This window comes from Anaerofustis stercorihominis (genome assembly GCF_005844425.1).
GTDB classification, from domain to species: domain Bacteria; phylum Bacillota; class Clostridia; order Eubacteriales; family Anaerofustaceae; genus Anaerofustis; species Anaerofustis butyriciformans.
In genome coordinates, this window is the sequence record NZ_SPHL01000004.1 from 1 (window position 1) to 18,146 (window position 18,146).

Consider the following 18,146-nt stretch of genomic DNA (forward strand, 5'->3'; position numbering starts at 1 on the left):
GTGATGTAAGGAAACCAATTTAAAAAATTCCTTGTATAAAATAAAATAAATAATCCCAGTAATATTAATGATATAGATGAAATAAGCAGGTTAAATGCTGAAATATTTTTCTTGTAATTCATAATTTTCTCCCTCTTTTTTGTATTATATCATTTTATTTACCGGGATTTTATATTAATTATTAATTTTTTTATATATGCTTTTACCGTTCTTTATTGTTTCAAGAACATTTATATTTTGTATTTCGTCAATATTTTTTACTTTTAAAGGATTTTTATCCAAAATTATAAAGTCGGCATTTTTTCCTTCTTTAATGCTTCCTTTTTCATTTTCTTCAAAATAAGAATATGCGGCATTTATTGTTGCAGCTTTTAATGCTTCTTCTATTGATATTTTTTCTTCTTCTCCTAAAATAACTCCATTTTTTGTCTCTCTTTTTAAAGTTATCCATATACTTCTTAATATATTAGGTTCAACAACAGGTGTATCTTCGTGAATTGTGTATACTACATTATTTTTTATAGCAGATTTAATAGGTGAGATATTAAATGCACGTTTTCCTAAATTTTTCAAATGAATATCTCCGAAAAAATATATATGATCCGCAAAGAAAGATGCTATCATTCCGATTTTAGACATTTCTTTCAGTTGGTCTTTTCTTACTGTTTGTGCATGAATCATTACAGGTCTGATATTTGTTTTTTTATTTTTAAATGCACTTATTAGCTGATCTGCAGCGCTGTCTCCATTGCAATGGGTAATTATTTGAATATTTTCCTTTATGGCTGTATCTACAAAATGTTCTACTTCACTGTCTTTATAAATAGGATATCCTCTGTATTCTTTCTCGTTTTCATATGGTTTTGACATCCACGCAGTTTTACCTTGTGGCGAACCGTCTAAAAATAATTTATATCCTCCTATTTTATAGCGGTTATGATATTTTAAATATTCTTTATTTTCATCTATTATTTCTTTACAATTTTTTATGTCTACATAACTTACAACATCAATATCAAGCATATTTTTTTTAGACATTTCTTTTAAAATATTAAATTCTTCATATTTTGTAAGTCCGTCTTGAGCTGTTGTTATACCATATTGTAAATAGATTCTTTCTGCTTTTTTTATTGCTTCCATTAATTTTTCTATTGAAATATTCATGCATTTTTTTGTGTTATCTATAAAAGCACTTTCTTCAAGATATCCGTTTGGAATACCATTTTCTCTTCCTATTTTTCCTCCAATAGGATCTTTTGTATCCTTATTTATATTTAGTATTTCAAGTGCTTTAGTGTTAACAACACCCATATGACCGGAAGAATGAGTAATTAAAATTAGAATTAGCCCTTTGAAATTTCACCACCTTCCGAGAGGCGTTATCGGGTGTTATTAAACCCCCGAAAACCCTTGAAAATACGCCAATTTATCCATGCAAAGGTGTTATGGGCTGTTATCGAACATTACCGCATTTTTATGGCCTCACGGACGCTCGTGAGGGAAAAATTAAGGGCAAAATACAGGGAACGACAAGAGAATGAAGTGGCAAAGAGAACTGTCGTGATGTGTGCCAGGCTCCGCCGGAGCCTTCCCCTGTGTGCAGCCGGACAACTGAATATAGCGGCTCTTGTGGGCCGATGTATTGACGGACATTAGTGTTTCTGCTGATGTCCGTTTTTCTATGCCTAAAATCAGATGCGAAGGGAGGTTCCGGGCTGGGCCTCCTTTTTGTGTCTCAATGGAGGTGAGAAGCATTGAGCGATAAGCCCGCGTCACCTGCCAGGGGACGAAAGAAAACCGCCCCGCCTGCCCAGCAGCCACCCCAGGAAGAAGTGGTGGTTCGCCTGCCGCTGACGGACCTTTACCCATTCCCGGACCATCCTTTTCAGGTGCGGGACGATGAGGAAATGAAAGAGACAATCCAGAGCGTCAAAGAGTATGGCGTGATTGTCCCTGCCATCGTGCGGCCCCGCGAGGAAGGCGGCTATGAGATCGTAGCCGGACACCGGCGCAAATACGCCTGTGAGCAGGCCGGTCTGGATACCATGCCGGTTCTGATCCGCAACCTGGACCGGGATGCGGCCACCATCATCATGGTGGACAGCAACCTTCAGCGGGAGAACATCCTTCCCAGCGAAAGGGCCAAGGCGTACAAGATGAAGCTGGAGGCTATCAAGCGGCAGGGCGCACGAAACGATTTGACTTCGCCGAAAATTTCGGCGAAGTTGAGAAGTGATGATGAGATCGGCCAGCAGATGGGGGTCAGCGGCGATACGGTCCGCAATTATATTTCCCTGACGAACCTGGTCCCGGAGCTGATGCAGATGGTAGACGAGAAAAAGATTGCCCTTTCACCCGCCTATCAAATTGCGGCGCTCAAACCGGAGGAACAGCAGATGCTCGTCACCACGATAGACTATGAGCAGGCCACCCCGTCACTCTCCCAGGCCCAGCGGATGAAGAAATTCAGCCAGGCCGGGCGGCTCAATGAGGACAGTATGCTGGCAATCATGTCCGAGGAAAAGAAGCCGGAGAAGTTCAGCCTGACCTTTGACGGGGACCGCATACGCAAGTATTTTCCAAAATCCTATACGCCCCTGCAAATGGAAAACACCATCATCAAGCTGCTTGAGGCATGGCAGAGGAAACGCCAGCGCAGCCAGGAGCGGTAAAACCGAATACACCTAACCCGCCGGACGATCCATTTGCCCGGCCTTTTCATTTTCACAAGGAGGTATCCATGTATATCAACACTTTCAAATACACACCGGCAGATGTAGACTGCAAACTTTGCACCGAGTATGTCAAAAAATTTGGCTGCACCGCCTGCGGCTGCCCCTGGATGGCCGAGCGCATTGAGGCGGGCGTTGTGGGCTATGCAGAGGTGGTCCGGCAGATGTTTCCCCACGATAAGCGCCTGATGGCCCGCCTGGAACCGCTGATCCGGGATTTCCCCGGTATGCTCTGGAAGGATGAGCGCCACCGGCAGCGCATGGAGGGCGTGAAAATCCACCTGGGACACAGCAAGCGCCGGGATACACCTGCCTTCTTTGCGGTCATGTTCCTGTTCACTTCCGATGAGGACATTTACCGCCGCGCCGGAAACTGCCTGTGCAGGCGAGGCGCAGAGTTTGACTATGCAAGGCTCCATGAGATTTCACCCCACGATTACACCCTCTATATCGCTGCGCGGGGCATTTACACTAATGCGGGCGGCCTGACAACCCGTGACCTGGCGGATGCCGAGGTTGTGGACGCTGCGGCGCTCCGCATGATCGTGAACGCCCTGCTCATCGCCCGGTATGGCTGTGCGGCCTTGGATATTCACGAAAGGGGGCGCAAGGCATGAAACCTCTGCATCTCCCGCTGGAAGGCCACGACCTGCTGGCTGTGGAACGGTTCAAGGACGATACCCGGCACATGGCGGAATTTCTCATTCTGTCCACCCCCTGCCCCCTGGGGCGCAGGGGCCAGTATAAGCGGCTGTTTCTGACCGAGGACGAGTATGCCCGGATGCGGTCCCTGGAACGCCAGGGCCAGCTTCAGATCCGCCGCCACGCTGCAATCATCGAGGGGCATATCCTGCCCGACAAACCCAAAAAACGCCGCCATTGATGGCAGGCGTACCCATAGGAGGATTTAAGTATGGACGCTTATGAAGCATTGAAAGAAACCTTTGACGATCTGTTTCAGCAGGCGGTTGAGGAAGGCTGCTACACCGAGGACGAGGCCACCGAGCTGGTGGAAAGCCTGGACATTTACAGTCTGTTGCAGGTGGTCCGCCATAATGCCACAACGGTGTATTCCTACATCACCCAGGGCAGGCAGGAACGGTCCTTTAACTACCGGGGCGAGGACCTGTTCCGCCAGAAAGCCACCCTGCTGTATGAGGAAACCGACCAGGTGACAATGGAGATCGTGGTGGCTACCCGCACCTTGGAGCTGTGGCTCCTGGAAGATATGTCCCTGGCGGTTGTCTCCTGCGTGAGCGTGAACTACGACCATGACGGTTATATCACGCAGTACCGCACCATCAAGGATACACCGGTCATGGACAGCGAGCTGTGCCTGGACCTGGGCGAGCTTGTGGAGGACTTAAACGGGCTGTGCGGCCCGGTGTATGAACATACCCAGCCGGTCTATGAACCGTAACCAGTAAGGCGGCTGGCCCCAGGGCCGGGCCGCCCTTTCAGAATGGGAGTGATGAATATGGCAGTTTTTCGCGTAGAGCGCACACGGGACTACACCGTGATGAGCAACTACCACCTGAAAGATACCGGCCTGACCCTGAAAGCCAAGGGGCTTCTCTCCATGATGCTCTCCCTGCCGGATGAGTGGAATTACACAACGCGGGGCCTGGCCTCCATCTGCAAGGAAAGCGTGGAGACGATTGGCAAGACCCTCCGGGAGCTGGAAAGCGCGGGGTATCTGACCCGCAGGCAGCTTCGGGGCAAGAATGGCCGGATCACCGATACCGAGTACACCATCTTTGAGAAGCCGGTCAAGCCCCAGCCGGAACCGGCCCAGCCAGATACGGCTTCACCAGGTACGGAAAACCCGGATATGGTAAATCCAGATATGGAAACACCAGATATGGCTGTACCAGATACGGGAAATCCGCCGCAATTAAATACTAAGAAATCAAATATCCAAAAATCAAATACTCATGGATCAAATACTCATTCATTCTTTCCTTCTGCGCCTGCGGCGGCAGAGACGGACGGACAGACGGAAGTAATGGAAAAACGAGAGGAAATCAGGGATCAGATTGAGTACGAGCATATCTGCAATTCCCTGAACCGGGAACAGATAGACGAGTTCGTGGAAATCATGCTGGAAGTGGCGCTGACCAAAAGCCCCACCATCAAGATCGGGCGGGATGCGGAATACCCCACCGCTTTTGTTCAGCAGCGGTTTGCAAAGATCACCTGTTCCCACATCGAGAAAGTGCTGGACGGTATTCACGAAAACACCACCCGCGTCTGGAACACCAAGGCATATCTGATGGCGGCGCTGTTCAATGCACCGTCCTCTCTGGACAACCACTACACGATGCTGGTCAATCACGACCTTTACGGAGGCGGCTCATAAGGGCCGCCTTTTCTGCACCCCGGCATGGGGAGAAAGGAGTTTTGCATGAAACGCCCGCTTGCGTATATCACCGCCCATTGGGGCGACAACGAGTTTGAGAACACCGAAAACGCCGCCAAATACTGCCGCCTGGTCTACGAGGCCGGATTTTCCCCGGTCTGCCCGCTTCTGTTCCTTCCGCTGTTTTTGAAGGACAGCATCCCCCAGGAGCATAAGGACGGGATCGACATGGCCCGCGACTATCTCCGCCGCGCTTCTGTGCTGGTAGTCTGCGGCGGTACGGTGGATGAGGCCATGAAGAACGACATCGCCGTAGCCGAGCGGCTGCGGATCACCGCCACCACCCTGGACGGTATTTTGACGGTCAAGGGCCAGGGCCGCGAGGATGGCGGCAAAATGGGAGCCTGACCCATGCGGGGGAAATACCTGCTCCGTCGTCTGGTGGTCCCGCCTTAGACGGGGCCGCCGCTTTCATCCTGACAGAAGGGAGTGATTTTGATGCAGGAAGAAGTGGAAAACAGGACATTGACGCTGACGGTCAATGCCACCAAGTTCACCGGGCGGGTCCTGAAAGCGGCGCTTTCCAAGTACCTGGCCCACCGCAAGAACAAGAAGCTGCAAAAGAGCCGGGACAGCCCGGACGATGTAAAGCCATACGGCAAGGTCAGCATGGAGGACCTGAAAAAGCAGTACGGCGACATGAAGGAGATCGACCTGCAAGACAAGGGGCTTCGGAGTTTTGACCGGATTGCCCGCGAGTACAAGGTCCAGTATGCGGTCTATAAAACGGCAAAGGGCCAGTATCAGATTTTCTTCAAGGCTCCCAGCGAGGCGAGTATGAACGCCGCCTTCCAGAAGTATTCCAAGAACCGGCTGAAAAAGGAGCAGCGCCGGGAGTCTGTGCTGGGTAAGCTCAAGAAGTTCAAGGAGCTGGTGAAAGCCCCGGTCCCGAACCGTGAGAAACGGAGGGAACAGGAACGATGAGACAGCTCGATTTGAAAAAACTTCTGCTCCCCAACCTGCCTTATCTGCTGATCGGCCTATATGCTACCAAGCTGGGCGAGGCGTGGCGGCTGGCTCCGGGCGCGGACGCTTCGGCCAAGCTGCTGGGCTTAATGGATGGATTTGCCGCCGCTTTTCAGTCAGCACTCCCCAGCTTTCACCCGGTTGACCTGCTGGTGGGCCTCTGCTGCGGGGCTGCCCTGCGTCTGGCTGTTTACTTCAAGGGCAAGAACGCCAAGAAGTACCGCAAGAACATGGAATACGGTTCGGCCCGCTGGGGTACGGCGGAGGACATCAAGCCGTTTATGGACCCGGTGTTTGAGAATAACATCATTCTCACCCAGACGGAACGGCTGACGATGAACAGCCGCCCCAAGGACCCCAGGACAGCCAGGAATAAGAATGTTTTGATTATCGGCGGATCTGGAAGTGGTAGAAGGCCCCCACCTGACCCTGCATGGGGTACGGGCCGATTGCCGTCTTAACCGAAGCCAGCAAGTAAGTTAAGAGTATCAGCGCGGAAGAAATCTGGAAGGGTTTTGCAGTCCTGACCGGAGTGGAAGGCCCGCCTTAAAAAGCGGGACACACGCAACGCATAGGGCTTGAGCCTGCCTTGCAGAATATAACAGCCCCACGAGGCCGCGCTGCCGGCTGGCCTGCCGGATACGGCAGGGCAAAAAGATATGCTATGCTGGGCGTGAATGGACACGCCGCTGAAAATGGGCGAAAGCTCCAGAGGGGCTGATAAAAAGCGGCCCGGTAATCACATCAGAAAACACGCTTCTGGTTGAAACCCAACCTGATGCAGTGTACTTCCAAGACCTATCCGACATCCTTCGTAGTCACCGATCCAAAGGGCAGTATCCTCATCGAGTGCGGGAAAATGCTGCAAAAGTTCGGCTACCGCATCCGTTTCCTGAACACCATCAACATGAAAAAATCCATGCACTACAATCCTTTCGCCTACATCCACTCGGAGAAGGACATCCTGAAATTGGTGACAACGCTGATTGCGAACACCAAAGGCGAAGGCAAAGGCGGGGACGATTTTTGGGTCAAAGCCGAGACGCTATTGTTTACGGCGCTGATCGGCTACATCCATTATGAGGCCCCAACGGAGGAACAGAACTTCTCCACCCTGCTGGAAATGATTAATGCGATGGAGGTCCGGGAGGACGATGAGGAATTTGAAAACCCTGTGGATTTGATGTTCAAGGAGCTGGAAAGCCGCCAGCCCGGACACTTTGCGGTACGCCAGTATAAAAAATACAAGCTCGCCGCAGGTAAGACAGCCAAAAGTATCCTTATCAGCGCGGCGGCCAGAACCTCTATTTTTGACATTCAGGAGGTCCGGGACCTGACTGCCTATGACGAGCTAGAATTAGACACCCTCGGAGATCGCAAGACAGCGTTGTTTTTGATAATGAGCGACACCGAGGACAGTATGAATTTTTTGATCGCTATGGCCTATTCCCAGCTTTTCAACCTGCTGTGCGAGAAGGCTGATGATGTGTATGGCGGCAGGCTGCCGGTTCATGTGCGCTGCCTCATAGACGAGGCCGCCAACATCGGGCAGATCCCCCGGCTGGAGAAACTGGTCGCAACCATCCGAAGTCGTGAGGTATCCGCCTGCCTCGTCCTCCAGGCGCAGAGCCAGCTTAAAGCGATTTACAAAGACAACGCCGACACCATCATCGGAAATATGGATGCCACGGTATTCCTGGGCGGCAAGGAGCCGACCACCTTAAAGGAGCTGGCGGCATCCCTTGGGAAAGAGACAATCGATACCTACAATACCGGCGAAAGCCGTGGGCGGGAAACTTCCCACTCTCTCAATTACCAGAAGCTCGGAAAAGAACTGATGAGCCAGGATGAGCTGGCCGTTATGGATGGCGGCAAGTGCATCCTGCAACTGCGCGGCGTAAGGCCGTTTCTTTCGGATAAGTTTGACATCACCAAACATCCGAACTACAAATATCTATCCGACTACGACAAGAAAAACGCCTTCGACATAGAGCGTTTTCTGTCTGCCAGGCTCAAATTGAGGCCGGACGAACAATTTGCAGCCTATTCGATTGACCTGTCCGGGGACGAAGCCGCCGAGGAAACCGGCGGCTGATTACCTTCGAGGAAAATGTGTGCCTTCCGTAATCAATCAAAAATCAATCAAATTTTATGGAGGTACATTATGGAATTCTTTAACTCTGCTGTGGATGTTCTTCAGACTCTCGTGATTGCCCTGGGCGCTGGCCTTGGTATCTGGGGCGTGATTAACCTTCTCGAAGGCTACGGCAACGACAACCCTGGTGCAAAAAGCCAGGGTATGAAACAGCTCATGGCGGGCGGCGGCGTTGCCCTGATCGGTATGCTGCTCGTTCCGCAGCTCACCGGGCTTTTCGGCTAATCTGTCACCCCAAAACCCCAGCCCCTCCCGTCCTGTGCGGGAGGGGCAGAAAGGAGGGTAAACCCCTATGGATTTTCTGTGGGATGCCATAACCGAATGGCTCAAGGAGCTTCTGGTGGGCGGTATTACGAGCAACCTGTCCGGGATGTTCGATTCCGTCAACCAGAAGGTGGCTGAAATCTCCGGCCAGGTGGGTATGACCCCCCAGGGCTGGAATGGCAGCATCTATAACATGATCCACAACCTTTCGGAGACGGTCATTGTCCCCATCGCCGGAGTGATTTTAGCGTTTGTTATGACGCTGGAATTGATCCAGATCATCACCGACAAGAATAACTTCCACGAGATCGAAACAGCGGTCTTTTTCAAGTGGATTTTCAAAACGGCCTGCGCCATCCTGATTGTCACCAATACCTGGAACATCGTCATGGGTGTGTTTGATGTGGCGCAGGGCGTTGTCAATCAGGCATCCGGCGTTATCATCTCGGATGCAAGCATCGACATCAGCTCCGTTGTCACTGACATGGAGAGTCGTCTGATGGAGATGGAGCTGGGGCCGCTGTTCGGCCTGTGGTTCCAATCCCTGTTTGTGGGCATTACCATGTGGGCGCTCACCATCTGCATATTCATCGTCATTTATGGTCGGATGGTGGAAATCTATCTCGTGACCTCTGTGGCTCCCATCCCGATGGCGGCCATGATGGGTCGGGAATGGGGCGGCATGGGCCAGAACTACCTGCGCTCCCTGATGGCCCTGGGCTTTCAGGCATTTCTCATCATCGTCTGCGTGGGCATCTATGCGGTCCTGGTGGAGAATATCGCCCTGGATGATGACATCATCGGCGCGATCTGGAGCTGTGTGGGCTATACGGTGCTGCTGTGTTTTACCCTGTTCAAAACTGGAAGCCTCGCCAAGAGCATTTTCTCGGCGCACTAAATCGGGAGGGAGGTTTCTAAATGGCTTATGTACCAGTACCAAAAGACCTGACCAAAGTAAAAACGAAGGTCATGTTCAATCTCACCAAGAGGCAGCTTGTCTGCTTCGGGAGCGGGGCGCTTCTCGGCGTGCCGCTTTTCTTTCTGCTCAGAGGGCCTGTGGGGACCAGCACAGCGGCCATGTGCATGGTCATCCTCATGCTGCCGTTTTTCCTGCTGGCGATGTACGAGAAGAACGGCCAGCCGCTGGAAAAAATACTCCGCAACATGATACGGGTGTGTTTCCTGCGGCCCCGGCAGCGGCCCTATAAAACCAAGAACTTTTACGCCGTTGTCATGCGGCAGAACCAGTTAGACAGGGAGGTGTATCACATTGTCAACGGAAAAGCGAAAACTGACCCGCACCGAGAGAAAGCAGATCGAGGCCGCCATCGCCAGGGCGAACCAGACCGATAAAAAGCATCTTTCGGCGCAGGACAGCATCCCTTATCAGCGGATCTTCCCGGACGGCATCTGCCGTGTCACCGATACCTTTTACACCAAGACGGTCCAGTACCAGGACATTAACTACCAGCTTTCGCAGAATGAGGATAAAACCGCCATCTTTGAGGGCTGGTGCGACTTCCTCAACTACTTCGACAGCTCCATCAAATTTCAGCTTTCCTTCCTCAACCTGACCGCCAGCCGGGACAGCTATGCGAACAGCATCAACATCCCGCCCCAGGGCGATGTATTTGACAGCATCCGGGCCGAGTACACGGAAATGCTGCAAAACCAGCTTGCCAAGGGCAACAACGGCCTTATCAAGACCAAGTACCTGACTTTCGGGATTGAGGCGGCCAGCCTGAAGGCGGCAAAGCCCCGTCTGGAACGCATTGAGACGGATGTGATAAACAACTTCAAGCGGCTGGGCGTGGTGGTGGAACCGTTAAACGGAAAGGAGCGCCTGCGGGTGCTGCATCAGATTTTCCACATGGACGGGCAGGAGCCGTTTCAATTCTCCTGGGACTGGCTGGCCCCTTCCGGCCTCTCCACCAAAGACTTTATTGCGCCCAGCTCCTTCTCCTTCCCCAACGGCAAGACCTTCTGCATGGGGAGAAAGTTCGGGGCTGTCTCTTTCGTCCAAATCCTCGCGCCGGAGCTGAATGACCGGATGCTGGCGGACTTTCTGGACATGGAAAGCAGCCTGATCGTGAACCTGCATATCCAGTCGGTAGACCAGGTGAGCGCCATCAAGACCATCAAGCGCAAGATTACCGACCTGGACCGGGCAAAAATCGAGGAACAAAAGAAAGCGGTCCGCAGCGGCTATGACATGGACATCATTCCCTCCGACCTTGCCACTTACGGGACGGAGGCGAAAAAGCTCTTGCAGGACTTGCAGAGCCGGAACGAGCGAATGTTCCTTTTGACCTTCCTGGTCCTCAACACCGCAGACAGCCAGAGGCAGCTTGCCAACAATGTGTTTCAGGCCAGTTCCATCGCTCAAAAGCACAACTGCCAGCTCACCCGGCTGGACTTCCAGCAGGAAGAAGGGCTGATGAGCAGCCTGCCCCTGGGCTATAACCAGATCGAGATACAGCGGGGCTTGACGACCTCAAGCGTCGCTATTTTTGTACCCTTTACCACGCAAGAGCTTTTCCAGGATGGCAGGGAGGCCCTGTACTATGGGCTGAACGCGCTCTCCAACAACCTCATCATGGTGGACCGAAAACTCCTGAAGAACCCCAACGGGCTGATACTCGGTACACCGGGCAGCGGAAAGTCCTTCTCGGCAAAACGCGAGATTTCCAATGTGTTCCTGGTGACGAATGATGATGTCCTGATCTGTGACCCGGAGGACGAATATGCCCCGCTGGTGATCCGCCTGGGCGGGCAGGTGGTGAAAATTTCTCCCACCAGCAACCAGTATGTGAACCCAATGGACATCAACCTCAACTACTCGGACGATGATAACCCGCTGGCTTTGAAAGCCGACTTCATCCTCTCCCTGTGCGACATTGTGGTGGGGAGCAAGGACGGATTGCAGCCGGTGGAAAAGACCGTCATTGACCGCGCGGTGCGGAATGTGTACCGGCCTTATCTGGCCGACCCGGACCCGGAGAAAATGCCTATCCTGCAAGACCTCTATGACGAGCTGCTGAGCCAGCCGGAGCCGGAGGCCAAGCGCGTGGCGGCGGCCTTGGAGCTGTATGTGACCGGCTCCCTCAATGTGTTCAACCACCGTACCAATGTGGAGCTGGAAAACCGGCTGGTGTGCTTCAATATCAAGGAACTCGGCAAACAATTAAAACAGCTCGGTATGCTGGTCATCCAGGACCAGGTGTGGAACCGCGTCACCGTCAACCGGGCGGCTGGCAAGACCACCCGCTACTACTGCGATGAGTTCCACCTGCTTTTGAAGGGGGAGCTTGCAAGCTGGAGCGTGGAAATCTGGAAACGCTTTCGGAAATGGGGCGGCATCCCCACCGGCATCACCCAAAATATCAAGGACCTGCTGGCCTCCCGCGAGATTGAGAACATCTTTGAGAACAGCGACTTCATCTATATGCTCAATCAGGCATCCGGGGACCGGCAGATATTGGCGAAGCAGCTCAACATCAGCCCGCACCAGCTTTCCTATGTGACCCACTCCGGCGAGGGCGAGGGGCTTCTGTTCTACGGGAATGTCATTCTGCCTTTCCTGGATCGGTTCCCGAAGGACACCGAGCTGTACCGCATTATGACCACGAAGCCCCAGGAGGTATCGGCATGAGGCAGGAACCCCGCTTACAGTTTACCAAAGAGGAACGGGCTGCCCCGGCACTGGAAAAGCCCATCCGCAAGGCAGACCGGGCGGCGGACAAGGCAGAAAAAGCGCGGGCGAAAATCCCTAAGAAGAAAATCCGCTTCGAGGAAACGGTAACGGACCCTGCCACCGGCAAGACCGTCACCCGCCTGCGCTTTGAGGAAGTGGATAAGAAAAAGCCGCCTTCCAAGCTGTCCCATGCAGTACGGGATGCGCCTGGGAACGCGGTTCTCTCCAAAGTACACAAGGAAATCCGGGAGTCCGAGGAAGATAATGTGGGCGTGGAGAGCGCCCACAAGATGGAAGAAGCCGCCGAAACGGGCGGGCGCATGATTGAGAGCGCCTACCATTCCCACAAGCTGAAACCTTACCGGGAGGCCGCCAAAGCCGAGAAAAGGCTGGAAAAGGCCAACATTAACGCCCTTTACCACAAAAGCCTGCGGGATAATCCCCAGCTTGCCAGCAATCCGCTGTCCCGATGGCAGCAAAAGCACGCCATCAAAAAACAGTATGCCGCTGCCAAGCGTGCGGGCCAGACCGCAGGCAGTACCGCCAAAGCTGCGGAACAGACGGCAAAGACCGCCAAAACCGCCGCCAAAAAGAGTGAACAGGCGGCACAGTTCGTCTGGCGGCACCGGCGGGGCTTTCTGGTGGGCATCGCCCTGGTGGTGATGCTCTGTTTCCTGCTCAACACCATGTCCTCCTGTTCCATGATGTTTGAAAGCGTGGGTTCCGGCGTTGCCGGTTCCACCTATCCCTCCCGCGATGAGGATATGCTGGGGGCCGAGGCCGCCTACGCGCAGATGGAGGCAGAGTTGCAGGACTACCTGGATAACTACGAAGCCACCCATGACTATGACGAGTATCACTTTGATCTGGATGAAATCGTCCATGACCCCTATGTGCTGATCTCCATTCTCACCGCCTACCATCAGGGGGAATGGACCCTTGCCGAAGTGGAAGGAACCCTCTCCATCCTCTTTGAGCGGCAGTACATTCTCACCGAGGAAGTGGTGGTGGAGACACGCTACCGCACCGAAACCTCAACGGACCCGGAAACCGGCGAAACCACCAGCGAGCAGGTCCCTTACGATTACTACATCTGTTATGTGACTCTGGAAAACTTTGACCTGTCCCATCTACCTGTCTACATCATGGGCGAGGAACAGGTGAGCCTCTATGCGGTCTATATGGCAACGCTGGGCAACCGGCCCGATCTCTTTGAGGGCAATCCCAACGCCTCCAACAGCGGCAGCCTGGAATTTACCGACTATGACATTCCCCCGGAAGCCCTGGAGGATGAAACTTTCCGGGCCATGATTACCGAGGCGGAAAAATACCTGGGCTATCCCTATGTGTGGGGCGGCAGCTCTCCCAGCACCAGCTTTGACTGCTCCGGCTTCATTTCATGGGTCATCAATCATTCTGGCTGGGATGTGGGGCGGCTGACCGCCAACGGGCTTTTGAACATATCCACCCCTGTTTCCCGCGAGAACGCCCGGCCCGGCGACCTGATCTTTTTCCAGGGGACCTATGACACCGCCGGGGCCTCCCATGTGGGGCTGTATGTGGGGGACGGAATGATGATCCACTGCGGGTCCCCGATTTCTTACGCAAATATCAACACCTCTTACTGGCAGCAGCATTTTTACACCTTTGCGAGACTGCCGTAACAGAAAGGAGCTTTTGTATGAACGCCAAAATCAAGAAAATCAATGCCGAGTATGAGAAGAACGCCGCGAAAATCGCGGAGCTTCAGGCCCGGCAGAAGGAACTGGACAAACAGCGCACCGAGCTGGAAAACCTGGACATTGTGGGCATGGTCCGCAGCATGGGCATGACGCCGGAGGAACTGGCGGCCCTGATCGAAGCGTCCAAAAGCGGCCAGATGGCCCCTGCCATGACGGAGAAGGAGGAAACCGGCGATGAAGAAAACTAAATCTCGTATCCTTGCCAGCTTTGTGGCCGTGATGCTCTGCTTCACGGCTTTTTCTACGGTGGCTTTTGCCAATGGGAACGACCCGGAGGCAAAGCCGGAAACCACGGCCAGCACCGAACAAGCCGAGGAAACAAAGACTCCCACCACCGGCGGCATCGAAGATACTGCGGATGCAGACGAAAATGCCTCTGATACGGCAGAAACCGAAACCATGACCGAGGAAGATTTGGCCGGGCTGCTTTCTTCCCTGTTCGGCTCCCAGGTGGAAGTCACCATTACGGACAGCGGCCTTCAGATCACTTCCAGCGGCGAGGCGGCCAGCATCAGGACCGGGACCGTCACTACCAACGGCGGCAACTTAAATGTCCGCACCGGCGCAGGGACCGACAATGCCGCCATCACCCAGCTCCCCAATGGGACCGAGGTGGAGGTGATCGGCACCGAAGGCGGCTGGGTGAAAATCCTCCTGCCGGAGCGCGAGGGCTATGTGTGCGGCGATTACCTCACCATCAGCGATACCAGTACCGGCGATGGCAGCTTTTCCCTCTCTCTTGGAGAAGATGAACTTTCTTCCCTGATGGGACTGCTTGGCGGCGGGGGCGGCAGCGCCCTGACCCCGGACGGGAACCTGACCCTGGTTGACGATTACGGCAGCACAACCGGCACCGGCAAGCAGTTTATCACGCTGGAAACGAAAGCCGGGAATGTCTTTTACCTGATTATTGACCGTGACGATAAGGGAGAGGAAACGGTCCACTTCTTGAACCAGGTGGACGAGGCGGACCTGATGGCCCTGGCCGATGATGGCGAACCGGCCACCTGTTCCTGCACCACCCGCTGCCAAGCCGGAGCGGTCAATATGAACTGTGAAATCTGCGCTTCGGATATGACCGCCTGCGCTGGCCCGGAACCAGAGCCGGAGCCGGAAGAAACGCCTGCTGCCGAGGAAACCGAGCCAGAGCCGGAGGAAGAAAGCGGCGGCATGGGCGGCCTGCTGATTATCCTGCTGATCGCGGCCCTGGCGGGCGGCGGCGCGTTCTACTACATCAAATTTATCAAGAATAAGCCCAAGACCAAAGGCGACACCGACCTGAATGATTACGACTACGGCGAGGACGAGGAACCCGCCGGGGAGGAAGATCTGGACGAGGACGCAGAGGAAGAAATGGACGATGAGTTTACTATGGATGCGGAGCCGGAGGATGAGAAGCTATGAGATATTTCACTGACAACCCTCTGGAGCGCATGATGATGCAGGTCCCCCGCCAGGAGCGGGGGCCTGACCTGTCCCGTCCGGCCAAAGGCCACCCCTGCCACGGCTGCAAACGCTACGGGGAGGGCTGCATCCTGCCCTGTTACCGGGGCGTGATGGAACCGGCGGCGATGAAACCCAAAGGAAGGAGCGTGAACCTATGAGCCGCTTAGTGATTGCAGAGAAGCCCTCTGTGGCGCAGAGCATCGCCTCTGTGCTGGGGGCTGCGAACCGAAAGGACGGCTACCTGGAAGGCGGCGGTTATCTGGTGAGCTGGTGTTTCGGCCACCTGGCAGAGCTTTCGGATGCCTCCGCCTATAACCCGGACTATGCCAAGTGGCGCTATGAGGACCTGCCGATCCTGCCGGAGAAATGGCAGTATTCGGTGGCCGCCGACAAGAAAAAGCAGTTTAACCTGCTGAAAAAACTAATGGAGCGGTCCGATGTGACCGAGGTGGTGAACGCCTGCGATGCCGGGCGCGAGGGAGAGTCCATCTTCCGCACCGTCTACAACCTGACCGGCTGCAAGAAACCCATGCTCCGGCTGTGGATTTCCAGCATGGAGGATGCCGCCATTCGGGAGGGCTTTTCGGCCCTCAAACCGGGCGGCGACTATGACGGGCTGTATGCGTCCGCCCTGTGCCGGTCCAAAGCCGACTGGCTGGTGGGCATCAATGCCACCCGTCTTTTCAGCGTACTGTACCACCGCACTTTGAACATCGGGCGTGTGATGTCCCCGACGCTGGCCCTGATCGTCCAGCGGGAGGCCGAGATCAGCGCCTTCAAGCCGGTCCCGTTTTATACGCCGGTTCTGGACTGCGGCGGATTTTCTGCCGCCGGTGAGAAATGTGCCGAGAAAGCGGCGGCCCAGGCGGTGGCGGATGCCTGCAAAGGCCAGCCCGCCCTGGTCCAGACTGTGGAGCAGAAAGAAAAATCAGAAAAACCGCCTGCCCTCTATGACCTGACAACCCTCCAGCGGGATGCCAACCGGCAGCTTGGCTACACGGCCCAGCAGACCCTGGACTATCTCCAGGCATTGTATGAAAAGAAGCTCTGCACCTATCCCCGCACCGACAGCCGATATTTGACCGCCGATATGGAAGGGACGGTTCCGGCTCTGGCGGCTGCGGCGGCGAAGATCTGCGGGGTGGCTGTGCCGGACACCGTTCTGGCCGCCCAGGTATGCAACAGCGCCAAAGTCACCGACCACCATGCCATCGTCCCCACCGAGGGAGCTGGCCGGGCGGATGTGGAGGCCCTGCCTGCCGGGGAACGGGAAATCCTGCGTCTGGTGGCGCGGGAGCTTCTGTGTGCCACCGGCTCCCCTTACCGCTACCAGGAAACGGCTGTCACCCTGTCCTGCGGCGGGAACCAATTTTTGGCCAAAGGAAAGGCCATCACCGATCCGGGCTGGAAAGCCTATCAGCGGGAAAAGGTAGACCCTGCAAAAGAAAGCGTCCTGCCGGACGGACTGACAGAAGGAATGACGCTCCCCGTCACCGCTGTCACCATCAAAGAGGGCAAGACCACCGCCCCCAAGCACTACACCGAGGACACGCTGCTCTCCGCGATGGAAACGGCTGGCGCAAAGGATATGCCGGAGGATGCGGAGCGCAAGGGCATCGGCACACCGGCCACCCGCGCCGGTATTTTGGAAAAGCTGGTGTCCACCGGCTTTGTGGAGCGCAAGAAACAGAAAAAGACCACCAACCTCATCCCCACGCAGATTGGCGTTTCCCTGATTACTGTCCTGCCGGAGCAGCTTCAATCGCCGCTTCTGACTGCGGAATGGGAACACCAGCTCAAAGAGGTGGAGCGCGGTGAAGTGAAGCCCAGCGAGTTCATGGACGGTATCTGCAATATGCTCCGGGACCTGGTGGGGACCTACAAGGTGATTGACGGTTCCCAGGTGCTTTTCCCCTCTGACCGGGAGACGGTGGGCAAATGCCCCCGCTGCGGCGGGGCTGTCACCGAGCGCAAGCAGGGATTTTTCTGCGAAAACGCTGGCTGCCGGTTTGCCCTTTGGAAAAACAGCAAGTTTTTCACAGCCAAGAAAAAGAACCTTACCAAGGCGGTGGCCGCCTCTCTCCTGAAGGATGGCCGTGTGAAGCTCACCGGCTGCTACTCGGAGAAAACCGGCAAGACCTATGATGCAACGGTGGTGATGGAGGACACCGGCGAAAAGACCAACTTCAAGCTGGTGTTCGGGAATGGATAAGCCTCGCATGACGGAGGGCCAGCTCCGGCGCGCCCGGAAACTGATCCGCCGCCTGTGCGCCAACTATGATGAAGGAAACTGCCTGGCCCTGGATGAAGGCGAGGGATGCGTCTGTGTGCAGAGCATTTCCTACTCCCTTCTCTGCCGGTATTTTAAGGAGGCGGTTCTGCCTGCGGATGCGGAGCTGTGCGCGGCCATCGGCCAGGGAGCCGATGATCTGAAACGCTGCCGGGCCTGCGGCAAGCCCTTCCAGGCCAGAAGCAATCGGGCTTTGTACTGTCCCCGCTGCGCCGCTTTTGAACAGCGGAAGAAAACCCGTGAACGGGTGCGCCGCCACCGGGGGCAGATGTAACGCTTTCGGGGCCGGAAAGCCCAGGTATTTCAAGGCATTTCCGGCCCCGTTTGTGCGTTGCCGTATGTTTTCCCCTGAACCCCTCAAAACCGTGTTTGAAACCGTTACATTTCCGCCCCCGCAAGGGATGAGTTTTCTTCCCCTGCGGGGGCCTATTTTTTCAG

The 18,146-nt window shown here is 54.5% G+C and carries 18 protein-coding genes and 1 pseudogene; 18 read left to right on the forward strand and 1 reads right to left on the reverse strand.

Annotation, left to right across the window (positions count from 1 at the left end; all coding sequences use genetic code 11):
- Positions 1 to 174: 174 nt before the first annotated feature.
- Complete coding sequence (locus FGQ49_RS01895; protein ID WP_347559321.1) at positions 175 to 1,344, reverse strand: amidohydrolase; 1,170 nt, start codon at positions 1,342 to 1,344, stop codon at positions 175 to 177.
- Between the two features lie 488 nt (positions 1,345 to 1,832).
- Here FGQ49_RS01895 and FGQ49_RS01900 point away from each other — a divergent pair, with 488 nt between their 5' ends.
- From FGQ49_RS01900 to FGQ49_RS01990, 18 genes and pseudogenes are all read left to right on the forward strand, one after another.
- A complete protein-coding gene (locus FGQ49_RS01900; RefSeq protein ID WP_431731922.1) occupies positions 1,833 to 2,672 on the forward strand; it encodes a ParB/RepB/Spo0J family partition protein in 840 nt (279 codons plus the stop codon).
- A gap of 68 nt (positions 2,673 to 2,740) precedes the next feature.
- Complete coding sequence (locus tag FGQ49_RS01905; protein WP_138268239.1) at positions 2,741 to 3,349, forward strand: hypothetical protein; 609 nt, start codon at positions 2,741 to 2,743, stop codon at positions 3,347 to 3,349.
- Positions 3,346 to 3,615: a DUF5720 family protein gene (locus FGQ49_RS01910; protein WP_138268240.1), complete on the forward strand. Its 270-nt coding sequence runs from the start codon at positions 3,346 to 3,348 to the stop codon at positions 3,613 to 3,615. The genes FGQ49_RS01905 and FGQ49_RS01910 overlap by 4 nt, the downstream gene beginning before the upstream one ends.
- 30 nt (positions 3,616 to 3,645) lie before the next feature.
- Positions 3,646 to 4,152 (forward strand): hypothetical protein, encoded by a 507-nt coding sequence (locus FGQ49_RS01915; protein WP_087415664.1) that lies wholly within the window; start codon positions 3,646 to 3,648, stop codon positions 4,150 to 4,152.
- A 57-nt stretch (positions 4,153 to 4,209) separates the two neighbouring features.
- On the forward strand, positions 4,210 to 5,091 hold the full coding sequence (locus tag FGQ49_RS01920) for a DUF6017 domain-containing protein (RefSeq protein ID WP_138268241.1): 882 nt from the start codon (positions 4,210 to 4,212) through the stop codon (positions 5,089 to 5,091).
- Between the two features lie 45 nt (positions 5,092 to 5,136).
- The gene (locus FGQ49_RS01925; RefSeq protein ID WP_138268242.1) at positions 5,137 to 5,499 is read left to right on the forward strand and encodes a hypothetical protein; all 363 of its coding nucleotides are present in this window, start codon (positions 5,137 to 5,139) and stop codon (positions 5,497 to 5,499) included.
- Positions 5,500 to 5,589: 90 nt separating this feature from the next.
- The gene (locus FGQ49_RS01930; RefSeq protein WP_087415666.1) at positions 5,590 to 6,075 is read left to right on the forward strand and encodes a PcfB family protein; all 486 of its coding nucleotides are present in this window, start codon (positions 5,590 to 5,592) and stop codon (positions 6,073 to 6,075) included.
- Positions 6,072 to 6,578 (forward strand): conjugal transfer protein TraG, encoded by a 507-nt coding sequence (locus tag FGQ49_RS01935; RefSeq protein WP_138268243.1) that lies wholly within the window; start codon positions 6,072 to 6,074, stop codon positions 6,576 to 6,578. Before FGQ49_RS01930 ends, FGQ49_RS01935 begins: the two co-directional genes overlap by 4 nt.
- Before the next feature lie 287 nt (positions 6,579 to 6,865).
- Positions 6,866 to 8,212, forward strand: a pseudogene (locus FGQ49_RS01940) (VirD4-like conjugal transfer protein, CD1115 family); the annotation flags it as partial.
- A 69-nt stretch (positions 8,213 to 8,281) separates the two neighbouring features.
- Positions 8,282 to 8,497, forward strand: coding sequence for a Maff2 family mobile element protein (locus FGQ49_RS01945; protein WP_087415862.1), 216 nt, complete (start codon positions 8,282 to 8,284; stop codon positions 8,495 to 8,497).
- Positions 8,498 to 8,564: 67 nt separating this feature from the next.
- A complete protein-coding gene (locus FGQ49_RS01950; RefSeq protein ID WP_087415863.1) occupies positions 8,565 to 9,434 on the forward strand; it encodes a VirB6/TrbL-like conjugal transfer protein, CD1112 family in 870 nt (289 codons plus the stop codon).
- A gap of 20 nt (positions 9,435 to 9,454) precedes the next feature.
- Positions 9,455 to 9,889 (forward strand): PrgI family protein, encoded by a 435-nt coding sequence (locus FGQ49_RS01955; protein ID WP_087415864.1) that lies wholly within the window; start codon positions 9,455 to 9,457, stop codon positions 9,887 to 9,889.
- Entirely contained in the window at positions 9,807 to 12,188 is a 2,382-nt protein-coding gene (locus FGQ49_RS01960; RefSeq protein ID WP_207734402.1) for a VirB4-like conjugal transfer ATPase, CD1110 family, read from the forward strand. The genes FGQ49_RS01955 and FGQ49_RS01960 overlap by 83 nt, the downstream gene beginning before the upstream one ends.
- Positions 12,185 to 13,894 (forward strand): C40 family peptidase, encoded by a 1,710-nt coding sequence (locus FGQ49_RS01965; protein WP_138268245.1) that lies wholly within the window; start codon positions 12,185 to 12,187, stop codon positions 13,892 to 13,894. Before FGQ49_RS01960 ends, FGQ49_RS01965 begins: the two co-directional genes overlap by 4 nt.
- A 17-nt stretch (positions 13,895 to 13,911) precedes the next feature.
- Complete coding sequence (locus FGQ49_RS01970) at positions 13,912 to 14,160, forward strand: DUF4315 family protein (RefSeq protein WP_138268246.1); 249 nt, start codon at positions 13,912 to 13,914, stop codon at positions 14,158 to 14,160.
- On the forward strand, positions 14,147 to 15,376 hold the full coding sequence (locus tag FGQ49_RS10785; protein ID WP_138268247.1) for a CD1107 family mobile element protein: 1,230 nt from the start codon (positions 14,147 to 14,149) through the stop codon (positions 15,374 to 15,376). The genes FGQ49_RS01970 and FGQ49_RS10785 overlap by 14 nt, the downstream gene beginning before the upstream one ends.
- Positions 15,377 to 15,572: 196 nt before the next feature.
- Complete coding sequence (locus tag FGQ49_RS01985) at positions 15,573 to 17,630, forward strand: type IA DNA topoisomerase (RefSeq protein ID WP_138268249.1); 2,058 nt, start codon at positions 15,573 to 15,575, stop codon at positions 17,628 to 17,630.
- A complete protein-coding gene (locus FGQ49_RS01990) occupies positions 17,623 to 17,982 on the forward strand; it encodes a cysteine-rich VLP domain-containing protein (protein ID WP_138268250.1) in 360 nt (119 codons plus the stop codon). The genes FGQ49_RS01985 and FGQ49_RS01990 overlap by 8 nt, the downstream gene beginning before the upstream one ends.
- Positions 17,983 to 18,146: the final 164 nt, after the last annotated feature.

Excerpts from the sequence above, each read along its gene's own strand:
- FGQ49_RS01990 (WP_138268250.1), top strand. The coding sequence starts at position 17,623 with ATGGATAAGCCTCGCATGACGGAGGGCCAGCTCCGGCGCGCCCGGAAA.
- FGQ49_RS01945 (WP_087415862.1), top strand. The coding sequence starts at position 8,282 with ATGGAATTCTTTAACTCTGCTGTGGATGTTCTTCAGACTCTCGTGATT.
- FGQ49_RS01950 (WP_087415863.1), top strand. The coding sequence starts at position 8,565 with ATGGATTTTCTGTGGGATGCCATAACCGAATGGCTCAAGGAGCTTCTG.
- FGQ49_RS01985 (WP_138268249.1), top strand. The coding sequence starts at position 15,573 with ATGAGCCGCTTAGTGATTGCAGAGAAGCCCTCTGTGGCGCAGAGCATC.
- FGQ49_RS01955 (WP_087415864.1), top strand. The coding sequence starts at position 9,455 with ATGGCTTATGTACCAGTACCAAAAGACCTGACCAAAGTAAAAACGAAG.
- FGQ49_RS01915 (WP_087415664.1), top strand. The coding sequence starts at position 3,646 with ATGGACGCTTATGAAGCATTGAAAGAAACCTTTGACGATCTGTTTCAG.
- FGQ49_RS01905 (WP_138268239.1), top strand. The coding sequence starts at position 2,741 with ATGTATATCAACACTTTCAAATACACACCGGCAGATGTAGACTGCAAA.
- FGQ49_RS01920 (WP_138268241.1), top strand. The coding sequence starts at position 4,210 with ATGGCAGTTTTTCGCGTAGAGCGCACACGGGACTACACCGTGATGAGC.
- FGQ49_RS01930 (WP_087415666.1), top strand. The coding sequence starts at position 5,590 with ATGCAGGAAGAAGTGGAAAACAGGACATTGACGCTGACGGTCAATGCC.
- FGQ49_RS10785 (WP_138268247.1), top strand. The coding sequence starts at position 14,147 with ATGAAGAAAACTAAATCTCGTATCCTTGCCAGCTTTGTGGCCGTGATG.
- FGQ49_RS01925 (WP_138268242.1), top strand. The coding sequence starts at position 5,137 with ATGAAACGCCCGCTTGCGTATATCACCGCCCATTGGGGCGACAACGAG.
- FGQ49_RS01970 (WP_138268246.1), top strand. The coding sequence starts at position 13,912 with ATGAACGCCAAAATCAAGAAAATCAATGCCGAGTATGAGAAGAACGCC.
- FGQ49_RS01935 (WP_138268243.1), top strand. The coding sequence starts at position 6,072 with ATGAGACAGCTCGATTTGAAAAAACTTCTGCTCCCCAACCTGCCTTAT.
- FGQ49_RS01910 (WP_138268240.1), top strand. The coding sequence starts at position 3,346 with ATGAAACCTCTGCATCTCCCGCTGGAAGGCCACGACCTGCTGGCTGTG.
- FGQ49_RS01965 (WP_138268245.1), top strand. The coding sequence starts at position 12,185 with ATGAGGCAGGAACCCCGCTTACAGTTTACCAAAGAGGAACGGGCTGCC.